Below are 18,097 nucleotides of genomic sequence, written 5' to 3' on the forward strand. Positions count from 1 at the left end.
GCCCCGATCAGCCGCAATTTGTCACCGCGCCACCATGGCGCGATGGGGCTCCTTAGCTGATTCCGGGGGGGATGGCTAGGCTCGCGATCAGCGCGCTCAGGACTGCCTGGCCAGCGGCGCCACGAATTGCGGCTCGGTGTCCCACGGGAACAGGATCCAGGTATCCTGGCTGACCTCGGTGATGAAGGTGTCGACCAGCGGCTTGCCCGCCGCCTTAGCGTAAACGGTGGCGAAATGCGCTTTCGGCAGCAGGGCGCGCACGATCCGCGCCGTGGTGCCGGTATCGACCAGATCATCGACGATCAGCCAGCCCGCGCCATCGCCCGCCGCCGCCGGGGGCTTGATGACCTGCGGCTGGCCCTGCTCCTCGTCGTGATAGGTGACCACCGAGACCGTCTCGATCAGCCGGCATTCCAGCTCGCGCGCGATGATCGCCGCCGGGATGAGCCCGCCACGGGTGATCGCCACCACCCCGGCCCAGGGGCCCATGGCGTGCAGCCTCCAGGCCAGCGCCTTGGCGTCACGGTGCAGCTGGTCCCAGGTAACAGTGAAATAACGTTGTGCCATGGCGCGGGATTACTGGCCCGCGCCCGGCCGGGCAAGCCCCGCTCAGACGGTAAACTGCTCGTTGATGATCCGCTCGGAGAGCGCGCGGTCGGGGTCGAACAGCACGGTGGCGCCGAGGCTCCTATCCTCGCTCACCGCCACGGAGACGACATCGCGCACCTCGGTGAAATCGGCCACCGCGGCCACCGGGCGCTTATCGGGCTCCAGCACCTCGAACAGCACCTCGACATTGGAGGGCAGCAGTGCCCCGCGCCAGCGGCGCGGGCGGAAGGCGGAGATGGGCGTGAGCGGCAGCAGATTGGCCGAAAGCGGCACGATCGGCCCGTGCGCCGAAAGGTTATAGGCGGTGGACCCGGCGGGGGTGGAGATCAGCACACCGTCGCAAACCAGCTCCGAGAGGCGCTCGCGGTGGTCGATGGTGATGCGGATCTTCGCCGCCTGCCGCGCCTGGCGCAGCAGCGAAACCTCGTTCAGGGCCATCGCCTCCTCCACCACGCCCGCGGCGGTGATGGCGTGCATCCGCAACGGGTGCAGCACGGCAGGGTGCGCGGCGGCGATGCGCTCGGGTAGGTTCTCCTCGTGAAACTCGTTCATCAGGAAGCCGACCGAGCCGCGATTCATGCCATAGACCGGCTGCTCGGTGCCCAATACGCGGTGCAGGCATTCGAGCATCAGCCCGTCGCCGCCCAGCGCCACCAGCACATCGGCATCCTTGGGATGGACCTCGCCATAAAGCGCCACAAGTTGCGCGCGCGCGGCCTGGGCGCCTTCGGTCTGCGCCGCCGTAAAGGCCAGTTTCATGGCTTATCCCAGCCGCCGGTGGTCGAGCACCGGCATGTTGGCCCGCACGCGGGCGGTGAAGGCCTTGTTGATGGTGGCGGCGGCCCAGCCCTGGCCGTCCGACGCCTTGGCCACCACATGCCCCCACGGATCGACGATCAGCGAATGGCCGTAAGTCTGGCGCAGCTCGCCATTGCCCTCTTTATGCGTGCCGGCGGTGGCCGGGGCGGCGAACCAGCATTGTGTCTCGATCGCGCGGGCGCGCAGCAGCACTTCCCAATGGTCTTTGCCGGTTTGCAGGGTGAAGGCGGCGGGGAGCACGATCAGCTCCGCATTGGCCCGGCGCAGGGCGAGGAACAGCTCGGGGAAGCGAATGTCGTAGCAGATCGCCAGGCCGACCTTGGTGCCGGCGATGTCCACCGTCACCACCTGGTCGCCCGCACCATAAATGGCGCTTTCGCGATAGCCCTGGCCGTCGGGCGTGGTGATGTCGAACAGGTGGATCTTGCGGTAGCGGCCGAGTTCCTGCCCCGCCGGGCTGAACACAAGGGAGGTGTTGAAGATTTTTTCCCCCGCCAGCTCGCCGATACTGCCGCCATGGATGTGCACGTTATGCGCCATCGCCATCTCACGCAGGAATTCATAAGCCGCGCCGCCGGGCTGGCCGGGGTTGGGCAGGGTCTCGGCGGCGGCGAATTTATCGGCGCGGCTGCCGCCCAGGCAGGTCCACATCTCCGGCAGGGCGATCAGGTCCACCTTCTGCTCGGCGGCCACACCCTCGATGAGCGCGCGCGCCTGCGCGATGTTCTCGCCCTTATCCGCCCCCGGCGACATCTGAATCACGGCTACGCGCATCTTCACCCCCTCACTGCGCGGCCAGCATAGCGTTATCCCGGCGTTCCGTCACCGCCATAGGCTTTACGCACGATATAGGGGGGGCGCTGCTTGGTCTCCATGTAGATACGCCCGATATATTCGCCGATCAGACCGACGCTGATGAGCTGCACCGAGCCGAAGAATGTAACCGCGACGAACAGCGACGCATAGCCCGGCACCTGATTGCCAAACACCAGCGTGCGGATGGCGATATATAGCCCATAAAATAACGTGAGGGCCGCGCTGAGTACGCCGAGATAAGTCCAGATTTTCAGCGGCGCCGTGGAAAAGCTGGTCACCCCCTCCATCGCGAAATTCCACAGCGCGAAGCCGGAAAACTTGCTGCGCCCGGCGGCGCGCGGGGGGCGGGTGTAGTCGAGCGTGACGGTACGGAACCCGACCCAGGCGAACAGCCCCTTCATGAAGCGCTGGCGCTCGGGAAGTTGTTTCAGGGCATCAACCACCGCGCGGTCCATGAGCCGGAAATCCCCCACATTCTCGGGGATGCGGATTTTCGAGAGACGGTTATGCAGCCGGTAAAACCACGCCGCGGTTTGGCGCTTGAGCAATCCATCTGATGAGCGGTCACTGCGCCTTGCCAACACCACCTCGGCGCCCTCGCGCCAGGCCTGCACCATCAGGGCGATCAATTCCGGCGGGTCCTGCAAATCGGCGTCGATCGGGACCACCGCCTCGCCGCGCGCGGCGTCGATGCCCGCGGTCAGCGCCGCCTCCTTGCCGAAATTGCGCGAGAATTCGAGCACACGGAACCGCGGATCGGCCTGTGCCAGGGCGACAAGCTTGAGCAGCGAGCCGTCCGTGCTGCCGTCATCGACGCAGATGATCTCCCAGCTCGTGCCGGGGATGGCGTCGAGCGCCGGCAAAATCGCGTCGGCGAAGGGTTGTATCGATGCAGCCTCGTTATAAAATGGCACCACGAGGGAGAGGCGGCGCATCATGCCCGGATGCGCGCCAGCGCCGCCCGCGCTTGACAGATCAGCAAGGCCAGAAACTGCGTGACCACCCACCACCACAACACCTCGCGCCCCAGCCAGACCATGATGGCGGCGGAATAGCCCGCCACCGGTCCGGCAAGATGTTTCATAACCGATAGCGCCGTGATGCGGAAGAAACTCTCCCACAGCAGCGCCACCATGGCGATGCCGAGCGCCCCGCTCCGCTCCACCCCCGCGCGGCGCACGGCAAAAGCGCCGGGCAGCGCCAGCAGCAGAAAGATGGCACGGTAATCGATATTCTGCGCCATGAAGAAACAAGCGGTGATCAGCGCCGCGCCGCCGATGAGCGGCACCCGCGCCTCGTCCTCGATGATCGTGAAGCCGGCTTGATAGAGCGGCGCATTTCGCCAGCCGCGCCAGAGCGCCGCGAGGATCATCGCCCCATAAACCAGATGCAGCGGCAGCGGCATCTGGTAGCGCATCAGCGCATCCGCCGCGGCGCCATGCACGGCGGCGATGCCGATGCCCAGGCCCAGCGGAATGTCGATGGCACCGAAACAATTGCCGAAGGGCGGGCCGTGCGGCACCACCGCCAACGCCGCCAGCGTGCCAGCACCAAAGCGCGCCAGGAACGCGGCCAAGGCAGCCAAGCCAAGCGCGGTCAACAGGGCCAGACGGCGTGGCGCCTCGCGCAACGCCAGCGCGAGCAGCGCCACCGGGTAATATTTCAACGCCGCCGCCCCGCAGAACAGCGCATACCCCGCCAGCCGCGCCACGATGCAGCGGCGCATCAGCAAGATACCGCCCAGCGCCAGCAGAAAAACCACGGCATCGAGATTGGCCCGCTCAAGCGCGAACACGACACTGACCGACACGCTGGCCAGCGCGCGCAGCCAAAACTCGACGCGCGAACGCGGCGACGGCAGTGCCGCGAGCGCGGCGATGAACAACAACGCGAGCCCGAGACCGGCGACGCTGAGATGGCTCGCAAGCGCGCCAAGCCCACCAAAATGCAGCAGCAGCGGGGAATAATTGTATCTACCGCCCCCCATGCAGGCATTCGCCACATAGACGTTGACCCCCTGCCCCGCGCAATGCACGGCCTGCGCCACGGCGCCGAGATCGGAGAAGGTGACCGGCAGGCGCGGGATGTCAAAGAGGGTCAGCACGGCCGAATAGGCGGCAGGTGCGCCCATGCGCAGCGCCGCGAACACCGCCAACGCCGCCAGCGCGATCAGGGAGATACCAAAACGGCCGAAGCGGTCAGTCATGTTTCACACTTGGCACGGTGAGGATCGTCACGTCATCCACCGTCCGCGCCGGCCAGCCGAGTGTCATGATTTGCGCACGAATATCGGGCTGGGTGCCGGGCGTGATGACGATGACATCTGTTCCGGTGCTCTGGCAATAAGCGGCGAGGCTTTGCGCCAGGTTTGGTGAATTATAGCCAAGATACAGTCTGATGATTGGCTCAAGGCGCTGTGCCTGAACAGGGGGAAAACCCAGATACCCCCCCGTCTGCGCGAAACCAAACCGGCTTTGCACCTGCCAGTATGTCGCCTGCCCATTGAAACCGAAAGGCAGGATCAGAAGTTTGGGGTTTTTACCAAACACCTCGGCAAAGCGGGCCGGAGCGAAAAGTGGCGTGGCGGGAATGGTCTGCATCGGCCGAGGCATCGGCCAGATGAACAGCACCACCAGCCCGGCAACAACCAGACGCCAGCGATTTGGCGCGCGCGCCATCCATAAAGCGGCGATCATCGCGGCCAGCAAACTGACATAAAGCGCCAGCCGGGCGGGCAAGGCATTGCCAAGCAGAGGCATGGCGCGGAACACTGCCCAGGGCAGCGGAAGCGGGGTTTGCCGGCCACCGATCCACAGATGCGGCCCCAGCATTGCCAGCAACAGCCCCAAAAACAATACGGACAAATAACGATGAGTCCGGCGCAAATACACCCATAAAATCGTGACGAGCGGCAGACCGAGATACCCCCCCTGCTCGCATGGCAGCCCGGGAAAATGCTGGGAGAGGGGCAGAAAAAATCGTCCGCCCAGCCATGTGGTTGCCGTGGGTATGATGAGGTTCAAAAGATCCGTCGAGAAGAAATCCGGCCAAGCCTCGGGCAAATGGATATCCCGGCGCCACGCGAACATCGCCCATAGCAAAGGCGCAAGTGCCAGCAACAGAAATGGCAAGACCCATAAACAATCAAGCAACAGCATCCGCATGCTGGAGCGCCGCGCAGGCAGCATGAGCCAGGTCAGCGCCCAGGCGAAGCCGCCCGCCAGGACCGACGTCGCGAAAATCTCAAGCGAGATACCGGCCTGCAGCGCCAGCAGGACCACGGTGCCCCCGACCGCCCCCCGGCGCCCGATGCGCCCATCGATACGCGCCAATGCCAGCAGAACCAGCAGCGGCACCAATGCAGTGAAGGAGAGATTCAGCTGGTCATTCTGCCGGGCCATCGCATAGCTCGAAAAGGCAAACAAAAATCCGCCGAACCACGCCGGCAAACGCTGGCGGGTGATGTAAAGACACAAGGCATATGCACTCGCCGCGCTCAATATTGGCGCGGCGAGACAGAGTAAATTGTAGGAAACGACCGGACCAATCGTGAGCGTGAGCGGCGCCGCCAAGAGCGCCAAGCTGGGGATGCTGGTTGTCCAGGCCAGGTTAAGCCCGGAGGGTTGCCAGACAAGATGCGTGAATAGCGGGTTCAGGTGGTGCGATAGCGCATAAGGCCACCAGGAGAGAAACCAGATATAGATGAATGGGTCGGCACCGTCTCCGGCAACCATGCGGCCCAGATGGAAACCGTGCTGCGTAACGATCCACGCACAGAGAGCGTAGGATAATACGGCAAAGACATGGCCAGACGCGTGACGTCGTGCTGGCGAAACCATCATGGCGCCGCCGGTACCGTGAGTATCGTCACATCATCCACCTGCCGCGCCGGCCAGCCGAGCGCCCGCAGGCCGCTCACCATGTCCGCCGGGGCGCCGGGACCGGCGATGACGAAGTTCGTGGCCGTTCGATGGCAATAGGCCGCGAAGCCCTGAACCTTCGCCGGATCATCAATCCCGAAGAAAATGCGCATCAATACGCCATCGTCCTGCACCCGCGCGGGAGGAAAGCCCAGATACCCGCCGGTCTGCGCAAAGGCGAAACCGCTCTCCGCCTGCCAAAACATCGACGGGCTGTAGAACCCGAACGGCAAGACCGCAATTCTCGGGTTCTGCCCCAGCACCTGTTCGACACGCCCCGGCTGGAAGAAGGTGGAGTATGGAATTTTCTGCACAGGGCGCGGCGCTGGCCACAACATGATGGCAGCCAGCAACCCAAACCCCAGCCGGAGAAGCTGCTCTCGCCATCCAATCGCCTCAGCCAGCCACAGCGCGGCGGCAATAGCGGCGGCGAGATCGGCATACAGCATCATGCGGGCGGGCAGCGCCTTGTTCATCAATGGCAAAGCCTGAATCAGCGCCCAAGGCAGCGGAATGCCGGTATTATGCCCCGCCAGCCAAAGCCGAGGCCCCAGGCTGGCAATGACCATCGCCACGAGCAACCAGCGCAGATAGGCCCTGCCACCACGAAGCGCCAGCCACAACAAGATGATCAATGGCAGGCCGAGATAGCCGCTTTGTTCGCTGACATTTCCTGGAAAATTTTGTGAAACCGGGGCAAAGAATAATCCCCCGATCCTATCGGCACCGGTGGGGATGATCAGGTTAAGTAAGTCGGTCGCATAGATCCGCGGCCAGAACGAAGGCAGCGAAACATCGTGCGGCAGCGCAAACAACGCCGATAACAGCGGGAAGAGCGCCAATAACAGCAACGGCGCCGCGAACAATGCATCAGCGAACAAGCTTCCCAGCGCCACCCGCCGGGGCGGCAGCATTCCCCATGCCAGGAGCCACGCGAAGCCTCCACTCAGCACGGTGGTCGCGAACATTTCCAGCGAGACCCCCGCCATCGCCGCCAACATCGCAACACCTGCCGCCACCGTGCCAAATCGGCCAATACGGCCATCCAGCCGCGCGAGCACCAACAGCACCAAGCACGGCACGAAACATGTGGTCTCCAGGTTGAGTTGCTCGTTTTGCCGCGCCATCGCGTAGCTGCCAAAGCCAAACAAGAAGCCACCCAACAATGCCGCCGATGGCCGGCGGGCGACATACAGGCACAGCGCGTAGGCGGCCAGCGCGGAGACGATCGGCGCGGCCAGGGTCAAAAGATTGAAGCTCAGCACCGGGCCGAATAATTGGGTGACCGGCAGGGCCAGCAGCGCGAGCGCTGGAACACTGGTGACCCAGGCGAGATTCAGCCCCTGCGGTTGCCAGACCAGATGTGTAAAAAACGGGTTGAGGTGGTGAGTGAGCGCATAAGGCCACCAACCAAGAAACCAGACGAACGCCAGCGCGTCCGACCCGCCTCCCAAAATCAAGCCGTGCAGCGTCGCGCCATGCACCACCACAGCCCAGGCGCACAGCGCGTAAACCACCACCGCGCCCGCATGCCAGAACCAGCGATGCATCCGCGCCATGACCGGCTCAGCTTTTCGGGTCGGTCAAACCGGTGGCGCGGATGCGCGCGGCCTCTTCATCCCAGCCCGGCCGCTCGGCCACGCGCAGGAACAGATCAACCTTAGTCTCGAACAGGCGCATCAGTTCCGCACGGGCACGGGCGCCGATCTCACGGATGCGGCTGCCGCCGGCGCCAATCAGGATCGCCTTGTGGCCGGGGCGGGAGACATAGATCACCGCATCGATGCGGATGGCGCCGTTCTTCTGCTCCTTGAAGCTCTCGGTCTCCACCGTGGTGCCGTAGGGCACTTCGTCGCGCGTTTGCAGGAAGATCTGCTCGCGCACGATCTCGGCCGCCAGCAGCCGCTCCGGCACGTCGGTCATCTCATCCTCGGGGTAGAGGAACGGGCCTTCGGGGAGTTTTCCGGTGCAGTAATCCAGTAGCGCATCCAGCCCGTCACCGCTCTGGGCGGAGATCATGAACACCTGCTCGAAGCTCGCCAACTCGGCCAGGGCCTGGGTCAGCGGCAGCAGCTTCTGGCGGTCGATCAGGTCGATCTTGTTCAGCACCAGCGCCATCTTGCGCCCTGATGCCGCGGCCTGCGTCACGATCTCGCGCACCGGCTCGGTCAGTCCGGCCTTGGCGTCCACCAGCAGCAGTACGTAATCGGCCTCCGAGGCGCCATCCCAGGCGGCCGCGACCATCGCGCGGTCCAGCCGCCGCTTGGGCGCGAAGATGCCGGGCGTGTCCACGAACAACATCTGCGCCGCGTCGCGGACCAGAATCCCCAACACGCGCGCGCGCGTCGTCTGCGCCTTGGGCGTGACAATGGAGAGCTTGGCCCCGGTGAGGCGGTTGAGCAGGGTCGATTTCCCCGCATTGGGGGCGCCGATTAGCGCGATGAATCCACATTTCGTCATTCTGGCAATATCTCCAGCAGCATCCGCGCTGCCTCCTGTTCCGCCGCGCGCTTGGCGCCGGCCTTGGCTTCGGCGCTGGCGCTGCCCACGCTCACACGTATCACGAATAACGGCGCGTGCGAGGGGCCGCTCTGCGACACCACTGTGTAAACGGGCAGCGACAAGGCGCGCTTAAGCGCCCATTCCTGCAGCGCGGTTTTCGGGTCTTTCGGCGGCGCGGACTGGGCCTGCACAGCCTCGGCCATTACCCGGCGGATGAAGGCTTTCACCGCGTCCAGCCCGGCATCGAGATACAGCGCCCCGATCATCGCCTCCAGCGCGTCGGCCAGCACATTGGCCTGGGTGCGCACGCCGCGCTTGGCCTCGCCGGGCGCCACGATCAGCATCTCGCTCACCTCATGCGCCTCGGCCACCGCCGCCAGCGCCGGCTTGGAGACCAAAGCGGCCAAACGCGGGCCGAGCTTGCCCTCCTGCTCGGCGGGGAAGCGCTCGATCAGCCATTCCGCCACCACGAGGCCAAGCACACGGTCGCCAATGAATTCCAGCCGCTCGTTGGAGCCCACGCCCTTGGCCCCGGCGGCGGAGCGATGCGTCAGGGCCTCGGCCAGCAGCTCGGGCCGGGCGAATTGGTGTCCCAGGAAGGCCTGGGCCGCGTCCACCCCGCTCACTTAATCGCGTGCAGCATCCGGCCCCAGCGGATTTCGAAGGGCCAGTACCAGACCTGCCAGAACGGATGCTGCAAATCGATGGAGAAAAAGATCAGATCGGCCGGGCCGATGACGTTTTCGATGGGCACATAGCCGACCGGGCCGTCGAGGAAGCGCGAATCCTCGGAATTGTCCCGGTTATCGCCCATCATAAAGAGATCGCCGGGCGGCACGGTGTAAACCGGCGTGTTGTTGGCGAAACCCTCATCAGTGCGTTTGAGGATCTGATGCGTCACCCCGCCCGGCAGCGTCTCGGTGTAATCGCGCGCCAGCACGGGCGGGCCGTAGGAGTCGCTGTCGTCGCTATAGGTGCCGGCATCCTGGCGCGGCACTTGCTGGCCGTTGATCAGCAACTGGCCGTTGACCATCTGGATGGTGTCGCCCGGCAGGCCGATGACGCGCTTGATGAAATCCTCGCTCAGATCACCCGGCGGCCGGAACACCACCACATCGCCGCGCTTGGGCCCACCCGCGGGCCAGCGGCCGGAAAAGAAATCCGGCGCGAAGGGGAAGGAGAAATGCGAATAGCCATAGGCGAATTTGTTGACCACCAGATAATCGCCCACCAGCAGCGTGGGCACCATCGAGCCGGAGGGGATGTAAAACGGCTCAAACAGAAAAGTGTGGATGCCAACGGCGATCAGCCCGGCATAGAAAATGGTTTTGACGAATTCGATAAAACCGCCGGGAGTCTTTGTCTGCCGTGCCATCTACCTGTTGATCCTTAGAGCCTGCCGCATCAAACCCGGCACTGGCGGCTTGTCAAGAAAACCCCCGCCTCAACGCAGCCAGCGCGGCGCCCGCCAGGGGGCGAGCGCCAGCACGGCGCGGCCGATCACATCCCGCTCCGGCACATAACCGACCGGGCCATCGAGGAAGCGCGAATCCTCGGAATCGTCGCGGTTGTCACCGAGCAGGAACAGATCACCGGGCGGCACGGTGTAGTGCGGCGTGTTATTGGCGAAGCCGTCAGCCGTTACCTTTAGCACCGTATAGCCCCGCCCGTTGGGCAGGGTCTCGACACAGGCGCGGGCCACCACAGGGCCCAGGCCGCTGGCGTCCTCAATCCATCCGGACGGGGCGCAAGGCATTGTTTCACCGTTGAGAATGAGTCTGCCGGCGCGCATCTGCACGGTATCGCCGGGCAGGCCGATGAGGCGCTTGACCAGCACCTCGCCCGAGCCGCGGGGCGAGGTGAACACCACCACATCGCCCCGGTGCGGCGCATAAGGCAACCGGCTGACCAGGATCAAATCGCCGGGGCGCAGCGCCGGAACCATGCTGCCCGACGGGACCAGATAGGGCGTGACGACCCAGGCGCGCAGAGCCAGCGCGGCGGCCAGGGCCACAGCCAGCACCAGCGCCAGTTCGGCCAGATTCGCGCGCCGCATTACATTAATTCACCGTTTGCAACCGGCACTCATCAATCCCGGCGCTTGCGGCGTGTCAACAAATGGGGGAGACAGACCCCCAGTTTTGCCCGACCACCACATGGAGACCGCTTTGCCCATGTTTTCGCCCATGCCCAAGACTGCCGGTTTGTCTCGCGTCGCGCTTGCCGCCGCGCTGGTGTTCGCCAACGCCGCCGCGGCCAAAACGCCGCACCATGCCCGCGCGGCCGTGGATAACGGCCCGCACACCGCCGCCGCCGTGGCCGACAAGATCGGCGCCACCCCTGCGCCGTCAGGCCCGCCGCCGGTGCCCGATTCCCCGATCGCGGACAAGAACACGCCGACCCCGCCCACCCTGCCGGACATGACCTCTTATGTGCTGATGGATGCCGCGACCGGCGCCATCATCGCCGAGGCGGCGCCGCATCTGCAGGTACCGCCCGCCAGCCTGACCAAGCTGATGACCGCGCATCTCGCCTACAAGGCGCTGCATAGCGGCGGGCTGAAGCTGGACCAGACCGTGCCGGTCTCCGTGAATGCATGGCATCAGCAGGGCTCGACCATGTTCATCGACCCAAATTCGGTGGTCACGGTGGACCAGTTGCTGCATGGGCTGATCATCGATTCGGGCAACGACGCCGCCGTGGCCCTGGCCGAGCAGATCGCCGGCTCGACCGACGCCTTCGTGCAGATGATGAACAAGGAAGTGGCCAACCTCGGCCTGACCGACACGAACTACACCAACCCCACCGGCCTGCCCGACCCGAACCTGCACACCTCGTCGATGGACGTGGCGAAGCTGTCGCGCGCGATCCTGCAGGACGAGCCGGAGATCCTCGATATCTCCAAGCAGCCGAGCTACACCTATAACAACATCACCCAGGCCACCTGGAACCCGGTGCTGGCCAAGGACCCCACGGTGGACGGGCTGAAAACCGGCCTGACCAACGAGTCCGGCCATTGCATCGACGCCACCGCCCAGCGCGGAAATATGCGTCTGATCGCCGTCGTCACCGGCGGGCCAACCTGGAGCTCAAGCACCGCGGCGATCGAAACGCTGCTGGATTACGGCCAGAAATTCTTCACCGACGCCAAGATCGCCAGCGCCAACCAGCAGATCGACACGCTGCAAAGCGACGCGCTGGATAGCGGCAGCGTGGCCGTAGGCCCGGCGCAGGACGTGACCCTGACCCTGCCTGCTGATGCCGTCAACAGAATCACGCACAGCATCGCCTACACCGCCGACCTCACGCCCGGCGTGACCAAGGGCGAAACGCTGGGCAGCGTGACCTACACCGTTGACGGCAAGACCCTGGCCAATGTTCCCGTGGTGGCGCTGGCTGATTCGCCGCCGGCCACCTTCTTCACCAAACTGAAACGCAAACTGAGCAAGATGCTATGAGCGACACCCTGCCCGACCGTCTGTCCATCGATCCCGACAGCCAGTTCTTCAACGAGGCCCTGCTGCAGCGGGGCATCGGCATCCGTTTCAACGGCGCCGAGAAGACCAATGTCGAGGAATATTGCGTCTCCGAGGGCTGGGTGCGTGTAGCTGCGGGCAAGACCCTGGACCGCCGCGGTAAGCCGCTGACGATCAAGCTCAAGGGCAAGGTCGAGCCATATCTCCGCGAGGAGGGCGAGGGCTGAGCCGGCAGGCTCAGCCAGGCCGCGTCATGTCCAGCCGGGTCGCGGGCAGCACCTCGGCGTAAGCCGTCGGCCCGCCCGCCCGTAGCACGATCTGCGCGGCGAAGGTGTCGAACACGCCATCGGTGATGAGGTGCGGGGCGATATGCACCCCAACCACCTCACCCAGCACCAGCCAAGCTTGCGCCAGATCGCCGCGCCAGCCTTTGAGTTGCACGATATCGGCGAGCTTGCACTCGAAATTCACCGGGCTGGCCGCCACGCGCGGCACCGACACCAGGCGCGCGGGCGCCTTGTCCAACCCGGCCAGCGTGAATTCATCCACCCCGTAAGGCGCGGTGGCCGAGCTCGCGTTCATCGCCTCGGCCAGCGGGCGCGTGGTCAGATTCCAGACGAATTCGCCGGTTTCGCGCACATTGCGCAGCGTGTCCTTGGCGGCGATGCTGGAGAAGCCGATGATCGGCGGGTGGTAGCAGAAAGCGTTGAAAAAGCTGTAGGGCGCCAGATTCACCGAGCCATCGGCACCGCGCGACGAGATCCAGCCAATCGGGCGCGGCCCGACGATGGCGTTGAACGGATCATGCTTCAGCCCATGCCCCTTGGCCGGTTCGTAGAAATATTCCTGCTGCATCCGCGCGCCCTCCATGTCCCCGAATATGCGCGCCACCGGGGCGGGATCAAGCCTCGCCCGCCAGTGCATCCTCTCGGTAGCGCACGACCTGGTCGCCGCCGAACAGACGGGCATCGGCCAGGGCCTTGCCGGCGCGGCGGGTGAGTTCGAGCGGATTATACAGATCATCCGGCCCGGCGAAGGCGGCGGCGCCGCAGCTCAGGGTCAGCATCCCACCCTCGCGCCCGTCATCGCTGAGCGCCAGCGCCCGCACCGCCTCGGCGATCTGCCGCGCCACGCATTCCGCCCCCGGCGCGTCGGCCAGCGGCAGCAGCACCGCGATCTCGGTCTTGCCGTAGCGGGCCACGATATCGCCTGTGCGACGGGGAACAGCGCTCACCGCCTCCGCCACGCGGCGCAGCCGGGCATCGGCCGCCTTGCGCCCGTGCCGCGCGGCATAGCGGGCGAACTGGTCGATCTCGATCAGCACCAGCCCGAGCGGCTTATGGCTGCGCACCGCGCGCTTGAACTCGTAGCCCAGCGTGGCATCGAACGGCTTGCGCCCCGGCAAACCGGTAACGGAATCCACCCCGCCCTCCTCCTGCGCGGCATGGGCGTGCGGGCGGACCTCCGGGCGGCGTGCTTCGGTGATATCCACCATCACGCCCTGCACCGCCTCGACCTCGCCGAAGCGGTCGCGCAGCGCCTGAGCGCGCAGGCTCACGGCGCGGATCTCGCCATCCGGGCGGCGCAGCTTGGCCGTGGCATCAAACTCGCCGCCCTTGGCCATGATCTCGCGCAGCAATGCGCCGACGCGCGCGCCATCCAGCGGGTGCAGCGCGGCCAGGGCGGAGTCCAGCCGCGGATGGTAATGCTCGTGCCATAGCCCATGGATGCGGAACATCTCATCGGACCAGGAGAGGCGCTGCCCCGGCACGCTCAGCCGCCAATGCCCAACATGCCCAGCCTGCTCGGCCATGGCGAGCCAGGACCGCGCCTCCAGCATCGCCGCCTCGGCCCGTTGCGCGCGCAGCGCCAGGCGCCGGTTGAGCACCCTCGCCTGCCCCGCGCGCAGCCGCCGCGCCACCGGCCAAAACACCACCGGCAGCGCCAGCAGGCACAGCGCAGACACCCCGCGCAGCAGCGGCGCCACACCCGGCGCATGCAGCCGCGCGGTAACGATCAGCAGGGTCTGCATCAGCGCCGCGCAGAGCAACGCGCCCATTAGCGTCGCCCGCTGGCCGCGCAACACGCTGTCTTCCGTCGCGCTGTAAAGATCGTTCACCGCATAAGCCATCGCCAGAAACGCGATCGCCAGCACCATCTCCGTCATTATATCGACCACCATGCCGCCCCTCACGCCGGAAGAAATCGTTAACAAACCATTCCTTCTGGATCATGCGCGGGCAAAGTTAAGCGGGTGCTAACGGCGCGGCGGAAATGATGACCTGGGCATAGGCGTAGGGATATTCGTCGGTGAGCGAGAGCAGAACCTGCGCCAGATGGCCGGGCGGGGTAATGGCGCGCAGCCGCTCGGCCGCGCCGCCATGCAACTCCAGTGTCGGCTGACCCGAGGGCAGATTGACCACGCGCAGATCGGAGAGGAACACGCCGTCGCGGAAGCCGGTGCCAAGCGCCTTGGCGCAGGCCTCCTTGGCGGCGAAGCGCTTGGCGTAGCTTGCGGCGCGGAAATGCGCCCGCCGCTCGGAACGCGCACGCTCGATCTCGGAAAACACGCGCAGGGTGAAGCGCTCGCCATGCCGTTCCAGCGCCTGCTCGATCCGCCTGATATCGCAGATATCCGAGCCCATCCCCAGGATCATGCGCGTTCGCGCTCGACCTGGGCGATGCCCGGCGTGCCGCGCAGCCCCGCGATCACCTGGTTGAGGTGACGGGCGTCACGCACCTCCACATCCACCATGATCTCAAAGAAATCCTGCTGCCGGTGCACGACTTTGAGATTGGCGATGGCGCCATCCTGCTTCGCCACGGCATTGGTGAGGTTGGCCAGCGCGCTCGGCGAATTGCCGGCGATGACGCTGATGCGCCCGGTGAAGCGCTGCGTCTTCGGGTCGAGCCGGGCGAGCGCGGCCGAGTCCCAATCGACGTCGAGGAAGCGTTCCGGCGTCGCGGCGAAGGTCTCCAGCGTCGGGCAATCCTTGGTGTGCACGGTGACACCCTTGCCGGTGGTGACGATGCCGACGATCTTGTCGCCCGGCAGCGGGTGGCAGCACCCGGCGTAATGCACGTCCATCCCCGCGACGAGGCCGGTGATGGGCAGGCCGGACTCCGCCTTACCGCCGGTGCGCGGTGAGCGCGCCGCTAATCCCCCGCCGATGAACGAGGGCAGCACACGCGGCGCGCGCGCGGCGCGCAGCTCGGGATAGGCGGCGTGGATCACATCCTTGGCCGTAAGGGCACCCGTGCCGACGGCGACGTAGAGATCGTCCACGCTCGCCTGTTTCAGCGCCTTCAGCACTGGCTCGAGCACTTTCTCGGAGCCGTCCACCCCCTCCTGCCGGAAGGCCTTGGCAAGCACGGTCTTGCCGGCGTCGCGGTGCTGGTCGCGCATCTGCTGCGCGAGGAAGCGGCGGATGCGCGCGCGCGCCTTGCCGGTGACGACAAAACGCTCCCAGGCTGGGCTGGGCGTGCCGCCGCGCGCGGTGAGGATTTCTACTTGGTCGCCATTCTGCAATTCGTAGCGCAGCGGCATCAACCGCCCGTTGATGCGCGCACCCACGCAGCTATCGCCGATCTGGCTATGCACCGCATAAGCGAAATCGACCGAGGTCGCCCCCCGCGGGAGCTGGATGAGCTGGCCCTTGGGCGTGAAGCAGAACACCTGGTCCTGGTAGAGTTCCAGCTTGGTGTTTTCGAGAAACTCGTCCGGCGCCGCGGAGTTTTCCAGAATCTCCAGCAGATCCTGCACCCAGCGGAATTTCTGCACATCGCCCGAGGACGCATCCGCCTGCTTATACAGCCAATGCGCGGCGACACCGGCTTCCGCCACCGCCTGCATCTCGGGCGTGCGGATCTGGATCTCGATCTTCTGGTTGCGCGGCTGGCGCAGCGTGACGCCGGTATGCAGCGATTGATAGCCGTTTGTTTTCGGCGTCGAGATGTAATCCTTGAAGCGCCCGGCAATCACCGGATACGCGGCATGGATCGCGCCCAGCGCCACGTAGCAATCGGCCCGCGTCGGCACGATGATGCGGAAGGCCATGATGTCCGAGAGCTGCTCGAAGGCGACGTTGCGCCGCTGCATCTTCTGCCAGATGGAATAGGGCGATTTCTCGCGCCCGGCGATTTCCACCACCTTCACCCCGGCCTCTTGGCAGACATGCGTGAGTTCCTTGCGGACCTCCTCGATCACATCAGCCCCCTGCCCGCGCAGGAAGTTGAGACGCGCCTGGATGCTTTCATAAGCCTCGGGGTCGATCTCGGCGAAGGAGCGGTTTTGCAGCTCGGTCTTCACCGCCTCCATGCCGATGCGCTCGGCCAGGGGGGCGTAGATCTCCATCGTTTCGCGCGCGATGCGCTGGCGCTTATGCGCGGCCGAGATGGCGCCGATGGTGCGCATATTGTGCAGCCGGTCCGCCAGCTTCACGATCAGCACGCGGATATCCTTGCTCATCGCCAGCACCAGCTTGCGGAAATTCTCCGCCTGCTTGGTCCGGTCCGATTGCAATTCCAGCCGCGTCAGCTTGGTGACGCCGTCCACCAGCCAGGCCACCTCGGCGCCGAAACGCTTCTGCACATCGGGCAAGGTGAGTGCGGTGTCCTCCACCGTGTCGTGCAGCAACCCGGTGATGATGGAGGCGGCATCCAGCTTGTAGCCGGCCAGGATGTTGGCCACCGCTAGCGGATGCGTGATGTAGGGCTCGCCATTATCGCGCTTTTGCGCGGCGTGGGCTTGCTCGGCGATGCCGTAAGCCTCGTCGATAAGCGCGGGATCGGCCTTACTGTCATAGGCCGCGACACGCGCCAACAGCCCGCGCAGTTCGGGGTGGAACTGCGGCGGGCTCGCGGACAGCCCTTCAGGCGACCAGGACAGGCTCAAACCACGGCAGCCTGTCGGCATGGTGATTACCGGCGGGAGGATTTGCCGCCGAGCTCGGCCTCGATCGCGGCCTGGATATCCTCGGGCGACATGATCTCCTCGCCCTCGGCGGCCATGGCGGCGGCCTCTTCCTCGGCGGAAACATCCTGCAGGCCGAAAATGTTCTGCTCGGTGGGGATCAGGTCCACCACCTCTTCATCCACCGGCTCCGGCTCGGGCACGCGGGACAGGCCCTTGACCAGATCCTGCTCCAGCTCCGGCAGCGACAGGGTTTCATCGGCGATCTCGCGCAGGGCCACCACCGGGTTTTTGTCGTTGTCCCGGTCGATGGTCAGCTGCTCGCCACGGCTGATGTTACGGGCACGCTGCGCGGCCAACAGCACCAGCTCGAACCGGTTTGGCACTTTCAATACGCAGTCTTCGACGGTTACGCGGGCCATCCAAAACGCTCCAGGCAGAAAATTGAACGGTTGCCTTAGCCCGCGCGCAGGCGTGATGCAAGCCTTATCAAGTGTTCAGCCCGGGTCTTCATGCCAGGGCCGCAAGGGCTGAATGGGCAATTCGGCCAGCAGGGTGGTCACATTCTGGCGCAGCGTGGGGTGGCGCCAGGCGGGGGCGACATCGAGCAACGGGCGCAGCACGAAGGCGCGCAGATGCGCCCGCGGGTGCGGCAATACCGGGTCGGGCACCGCGCGGATGATGCCGTTGAGGTCGATGATGTCGAGATCCAGCGTGCGCGGCGCGTTGGGCACGGTGCGGGCGCGGCCAAATTGCGCCTCGATCTCGTGCAGCCGGGCCAGCAGCTCGGCCGGGGCGATCTCACCCTCCATCCGCACCATGCCGTTGCAGTAATCCGGATCTTCCCCGCGCGGGATGGCGCCCGTGCGGTACCAGCGCGAAACGGCGACAAAGCGCAAGCCGGGAATGGCGCGGACCGCCTCCACCGCGGCCTGGCAGCTCTCCAGCGGAGAACTTTCGCCCGGCCCCGGCAGGTTGGCACCGACCGCAATTAGTATCATAGACTGTATCTACCTCTCCCGGCCCCGCCGTCGTTCACCACT

The 18,097-nt window shown here is 65.5% G+C and carries 19 protein-coding genes; 2 read left to right on the forward strand and 17 right to left on the reverse strand.

Annotated features, from left to right (window positions below; translation table 11 throughout):
• Positions 1-96 precede the first annotated feature (96 nt).
• The 11 genes from gpt to lepB (LI953_RS08950) all read right to left on the reverse strand — a co-directional run bounded on the left by gpt (position 97) and on the right by lepB (LI953_RS08950) (position 10,722).
• On the reverse strand, positions 97-567 hold the full coding sequence (gene gpt, locus LI953_RS08900) for a xanthine phosphoribosyltransferase (RefSeq protein WP_227075719.1): 471 nt from the start codon (positions 565-567) through the stop codon (positions 97-99).
• A 42-nt stretch (positions 568-609) separates the two neighbouring features.
• The gene (locus LI953_RS08905) at positions 610-1,368 is read right to left on the reverse strand and encodes an NAD kinase (protein WP_227075720.1); all 759 of its coding nucleotides are present in this window, start codon (positions 1,366-1,368) and stop codon (positions 610-612) included.
• 3 nt (positions 1,369-1,371) lie between these two features.
• Complete coding sequence (locus LI953_RS08910; protein WP_227075721.1) at positions 1,372-2,202, reverse strand: carbon-nitrogen hydrolase family protein; 831 nt, start codon at positions 2,200-2,202, stop codon at positions 1,372-1,374.
• 32 nt (positions 2,203-2,234) lie between these two features.
• Positions 2,235-3,182 carry a glycosyltransferase family 2 protein gene (locus tag LI953_RS08915; RefSeq protein ID WP_227075722.1) on the reverse strand — a complete coding sequence of 316 codons (948 nt, stop codon included), beginning with the start codon at positions 3,180-3,182 and terminating at the stop codon, positions 2,235-2,237.
• On the reverse strand, positions 3,179-4,450 hold the full coding sequence (locus LI953_RS08920; RefSeq protein WP_227075723.1) for a hypothetical protein: 1,272 nt from the start codon (positions 4,448-4,450) through the stop codon (positions 3,179-3,181). The genes LI953_RS08915 and LI953_RS08920 overlap by 4 nt, the downstream gene beginning before the upstream one ends.
• Complete coding sequence (locus LI953_RS08925) at positions 4,443-6,086, reverse strand: hypothetical protein (protein ID WP_227075724.1); 1,644 nt, start codon at positions 6,084-6,086, stop codon at positions 4,443-4,445. The genes LI953_RS08920 and LI953_RS08925 overlap by 8 nt, the downstream gene beginning before the upstream one ends.
• The gene (locus LI953_RS08930; RefSeq protein ID WP_227075725.1) at positions 6,083-7,681 is read right to left on the reverse strand and encodes a hypothetical protein; all 1,599 of its coding nucleotides are present in this window, start codon (positions 7,679-7,681) and stop codon (positions 6,083-6,085) included. Before LI953_RS08930 ends, LI953_RS08925 begins: the two co-directional genes overlap by 4 nt.
• 49 nt (positions 7,682-7,730) lie before the next feature.
• Positions 7,731-8,624: a GTPase Era gene (era, locus tag LI953_RS08935; RefSeq protein ID WP_227075726.1), complete on the reverse strand. Its 894-nt coding sequence runs from the start codon at positions 8,622-8,624 to the stop codon at positions 7,731-7,733.
• On the reverse strand, positions 8,621-9,283 hold the full coding sequence (gene rnc, locus LI953_RS08940; protein WP_370635780.1) for a ribonuclease III: 663 nt from the start codon (positions 9,281-9,283) through the stop codon (positions 8,621-8,623). Before rnc ends, era begins: the two co-directional genes overlap by 4 nt.
• Before the next feature lie 5 nt (positions 9,284-9,288).
• Positions 9,289-10,041, reverse strand: a complete 753-nt coding sequence (gene lepB / locus LI953_RS08945; RefSeq protein WP_227075728.1) for a signal peptidase I — start codon at positions 10,039-10,041, stop codon at positions 9,289-9,291.
• 69 nt (positions 10,042-10,110) lie between these two features.
• Complete coding sequence (gene lepB / locus LI953_RS08950) at positions 10,111-10,722, reverse strand: signal peptidase I (RefSeq protein ID WP_227075729.1); 612 nt, start codon at positions 10,720-10,722, stop codon at positions 10,111-10,113.
• 130 nt (positions 10,723-10,852) lie between these two features.
• Here lepB (LI953_RS08950) and LI953_RS08955 point away from each other — a divergent pair, with 130 nt between their 5' ends.
• A complete protein-coding gene (locus LI953_RS08955; protein ID WP_227075730.1) occupies positions 10,853-12,124 on the forward strand; it encodes a D-alanyl-D-alanine carboxypeptidase family protein in 1,272 nt (423 codons plus the stop codon).
• Positions 12,121-12,369 carry a DUF3297 family protein gene (locus LI953_RS08960; RefSeq protein ID WP_227075731.1) on the forward strand — a complete coding sequence of 83 codons (249 nt, stop codon included), beginning with the start codon at positions 12,121-12,123 and terminating at the stop codon, positions 12,367-12,369. Before LI953_RS08955 ends, LI953_RS08960 begins: the two co-directional genes overlap by 4 nt.
• A gap of 10 nt (positions 12,370-12,379) precedes the next feature.
• Here the strand turns inward: LI953_RS08960 and LI953_RS08965 are convergent, their stop codons facing one another.
• The 6 genes from LI953_RS08965 to folK all read right to left on the reverse strand — a co-directional run bounded on the left by LI953_RS08965 (position 12,380) and on the right by folK (position 18,055).
• Entirely contained in the window at positions 12,380-13,012 is a 633-nt protein-coding gene (locus LI953_RS08965) for a flavin reductase family protein (protein WP_227075732.1), read from the reverse strand.
• A gap of 31 nt (positions 13,013-13,043) precedes the next feature.
• Positions 13,044-14,324, reverse strand: a complete 1,281-nt coding sequence (locus tag LI953_RS08970) for a diguanylate cyclase (RefSeq protein WP_227075733.1) — start codon at positions 14,322-14,324, stop codon at positions 13,044-13,046.
• Positions 14,325-14,388: 64 nt separating this feature from the next.
• A complete protein-coding gene (acpS, locus tag LI953_RS08975) occupies positions 14,389-14,799 on the reverse strand; it encodes a holo-ACP synthase (protein WP_227075734.1) in 411 nt (136 codons plus the stop codon).
• Complete coding sequence (locus LI953_RS08980) at positions 14,796-17,057, reverse strand: bifunctional (p)ppGpp synthetase/guanosine-3',5'-bis(diphosphate) 3'-pyrophosphohydrolase (RefSeq protein WP_255643120.1); 2,262 nt, start codon at positions 17,055-17,057, stop codon at positions 14,796-14,798. Before LI953_RS08980 ends, acpS begins: the two co-directional genes overlap by 4 nt.
• A 5-nt stretch (positions 17,058-17,062) precedes the next feature.
• Positions 17,063-17,476: a DNA-directed RNA polymerase subunit omega gene (gene rpoZ / locus LI953_RS08985; protein ID WP_227075736.1), complete on the reverse strand. Its 414-nt coding sequence runs from the start codon at positions 17,474-17,476 to the stop codon at positions 17,063-17,065.
• Between the two features lie 75 nt (positions 17,477-17,551).
• Positions 17,552-18,055 (reverse strand): 2-amino-4-hydroxy-6-hydroxymethyldihydropteridine diphosphokinase, encoded by a 504-nt coding sequence (gene folK, locus LI953_RS08990; RefSeq protein ID WP_227075737.1) that lies wholly within the window; start codon positions 18,053-18,055, stop codon positions 17,552-17,554.
• Between the last annotated feature and the right edge of the window lie 42 nt (positions 18,056-18,097).

It is taken from the genome of Acidocella sp. KAb 2-4 (assembly GCF_020567705.1).
Lineage (GTDB): Bacteria > Pseudomonadota > Alphaproteobacteria > Acetobacterales > Acetobacteraceae > Acidocella.

Bases quoted from the DNA above. Each gene is read 5' to 3' on its own strand.
- gpt (WP_227075719.1), bottom strand. From the start codon at position 567: ATGGCACAACGTTATTTCACTGTTACCTGGGACCAGCTGCACCGTGAC.
- LI953_RS08905 (WP_227075720.1), bottom strand. From the start codon at position 1,368: ATGAAACTGGCCTTTACGGCGGCGCAGACCGAAGGCGCCCAGGCCGCG.
- LI953_RS08910 (WP_227075721.1), bottom strand. From the start codon at position 2,202: ATGCGCGTAGCCGTGATTCAGATGTCGCCGGGGGCGGATAAGGGCGAG.
- LI953_RS08915 (WP_227075722.1), bottom strand. From the start codon at position 3,182: ATGATGCGCCGCCTCTCCCTCGTGGTGCCATTTTATAACGAGGCTGCA.
- LI953_RS08920 (WP_227075723.1), bottom strand. From the start codon at position 4,450: ATGACTGACCGCTTCGGCCGTTTTGGTATCTCCCTGATCGCGCTGGCG.
- LI953_RS08925 (WP_227075724.1), bottom strand. From the start codon at position 6,086: ATGATGGTTTCGCCAGCACGACGTCACGCGTCTGGCCATGTCTTTGCC.
- era (WP_227075726.1), bottom strand. From the start codon at position 8,624: ATGACGAAATGTGGATTCATCGCGCTAATCGGCGCCCCCAATGCGGGG.
- lepB (WP_227075728.1), bottom strand. From the start codon at position 10,041: ATGGCACGGCAGACAAAGACTCCCGGCGGTTTTATCGAATTCGTCAAA.
- lepB (WP_227075729.1), bottom strand. From the start codon at position 10,722: ATGCGGCGCGCGAATCTGGCCGAACTGGCGCTGGTGCTGGCTGTGGCC.
- LI953_RS08955 (WP_227075730.1), top strand. From the start codon at position 10,853: ATGCCCAAGACTGCCGGTTTGTCTCGCGTCGCGCTTGCCGCCGCGCTG.
- LI953_RS08960 (WP_227075731.1), top strand. From the start codon at position 12,121: ATGAGCGACACCCTGCCCGACCGTCTGTCCATCGATCCCGACAGCCAG.
- LI953_RS08965 (WP_227075732.1), bottom strand. From the start codon at position 13,012: ATGGAGGGCGCGCGGATGCAGCAGGAATATTTCTACGAACCGGCCAAG.
- LI953_RS08970 (WP_227075733.1), bottom strand. From the start codon at position 14,324: ATGGTGGTCGATATAATGACGGAGATGGTGCTGGCGATCGCGTTTCTG.
- acpS (WP_227075734.1), bottom strand. From the start codon at position 14,799: ATGATCCTGGGGATGGGCTCGGATATCTGCGATATCAGGCGGATCGAG.
- LI953_RS08980 (WP_255643120.1), bottom strand. From the start codon at position 17,057: ATGCCGACAGGCTGCCGTGGTTTGAGCCTGTCCTGGTCGCCTGAAGGG.
- rpoZ (WP_227075736.1), bottom strand. From the start codon at position 17,476: ATGGCCCGCGTAACCGTCGAAGACTGCGTATTGAAAGTGCCAAACCGG.
- folK (WP_227075737.1), bottom strand. From the start codon at position 18,055: ATGATACTAATTGCGGTCGGTGCCAACCTGCCGGGGCCGGGCGAAAGT.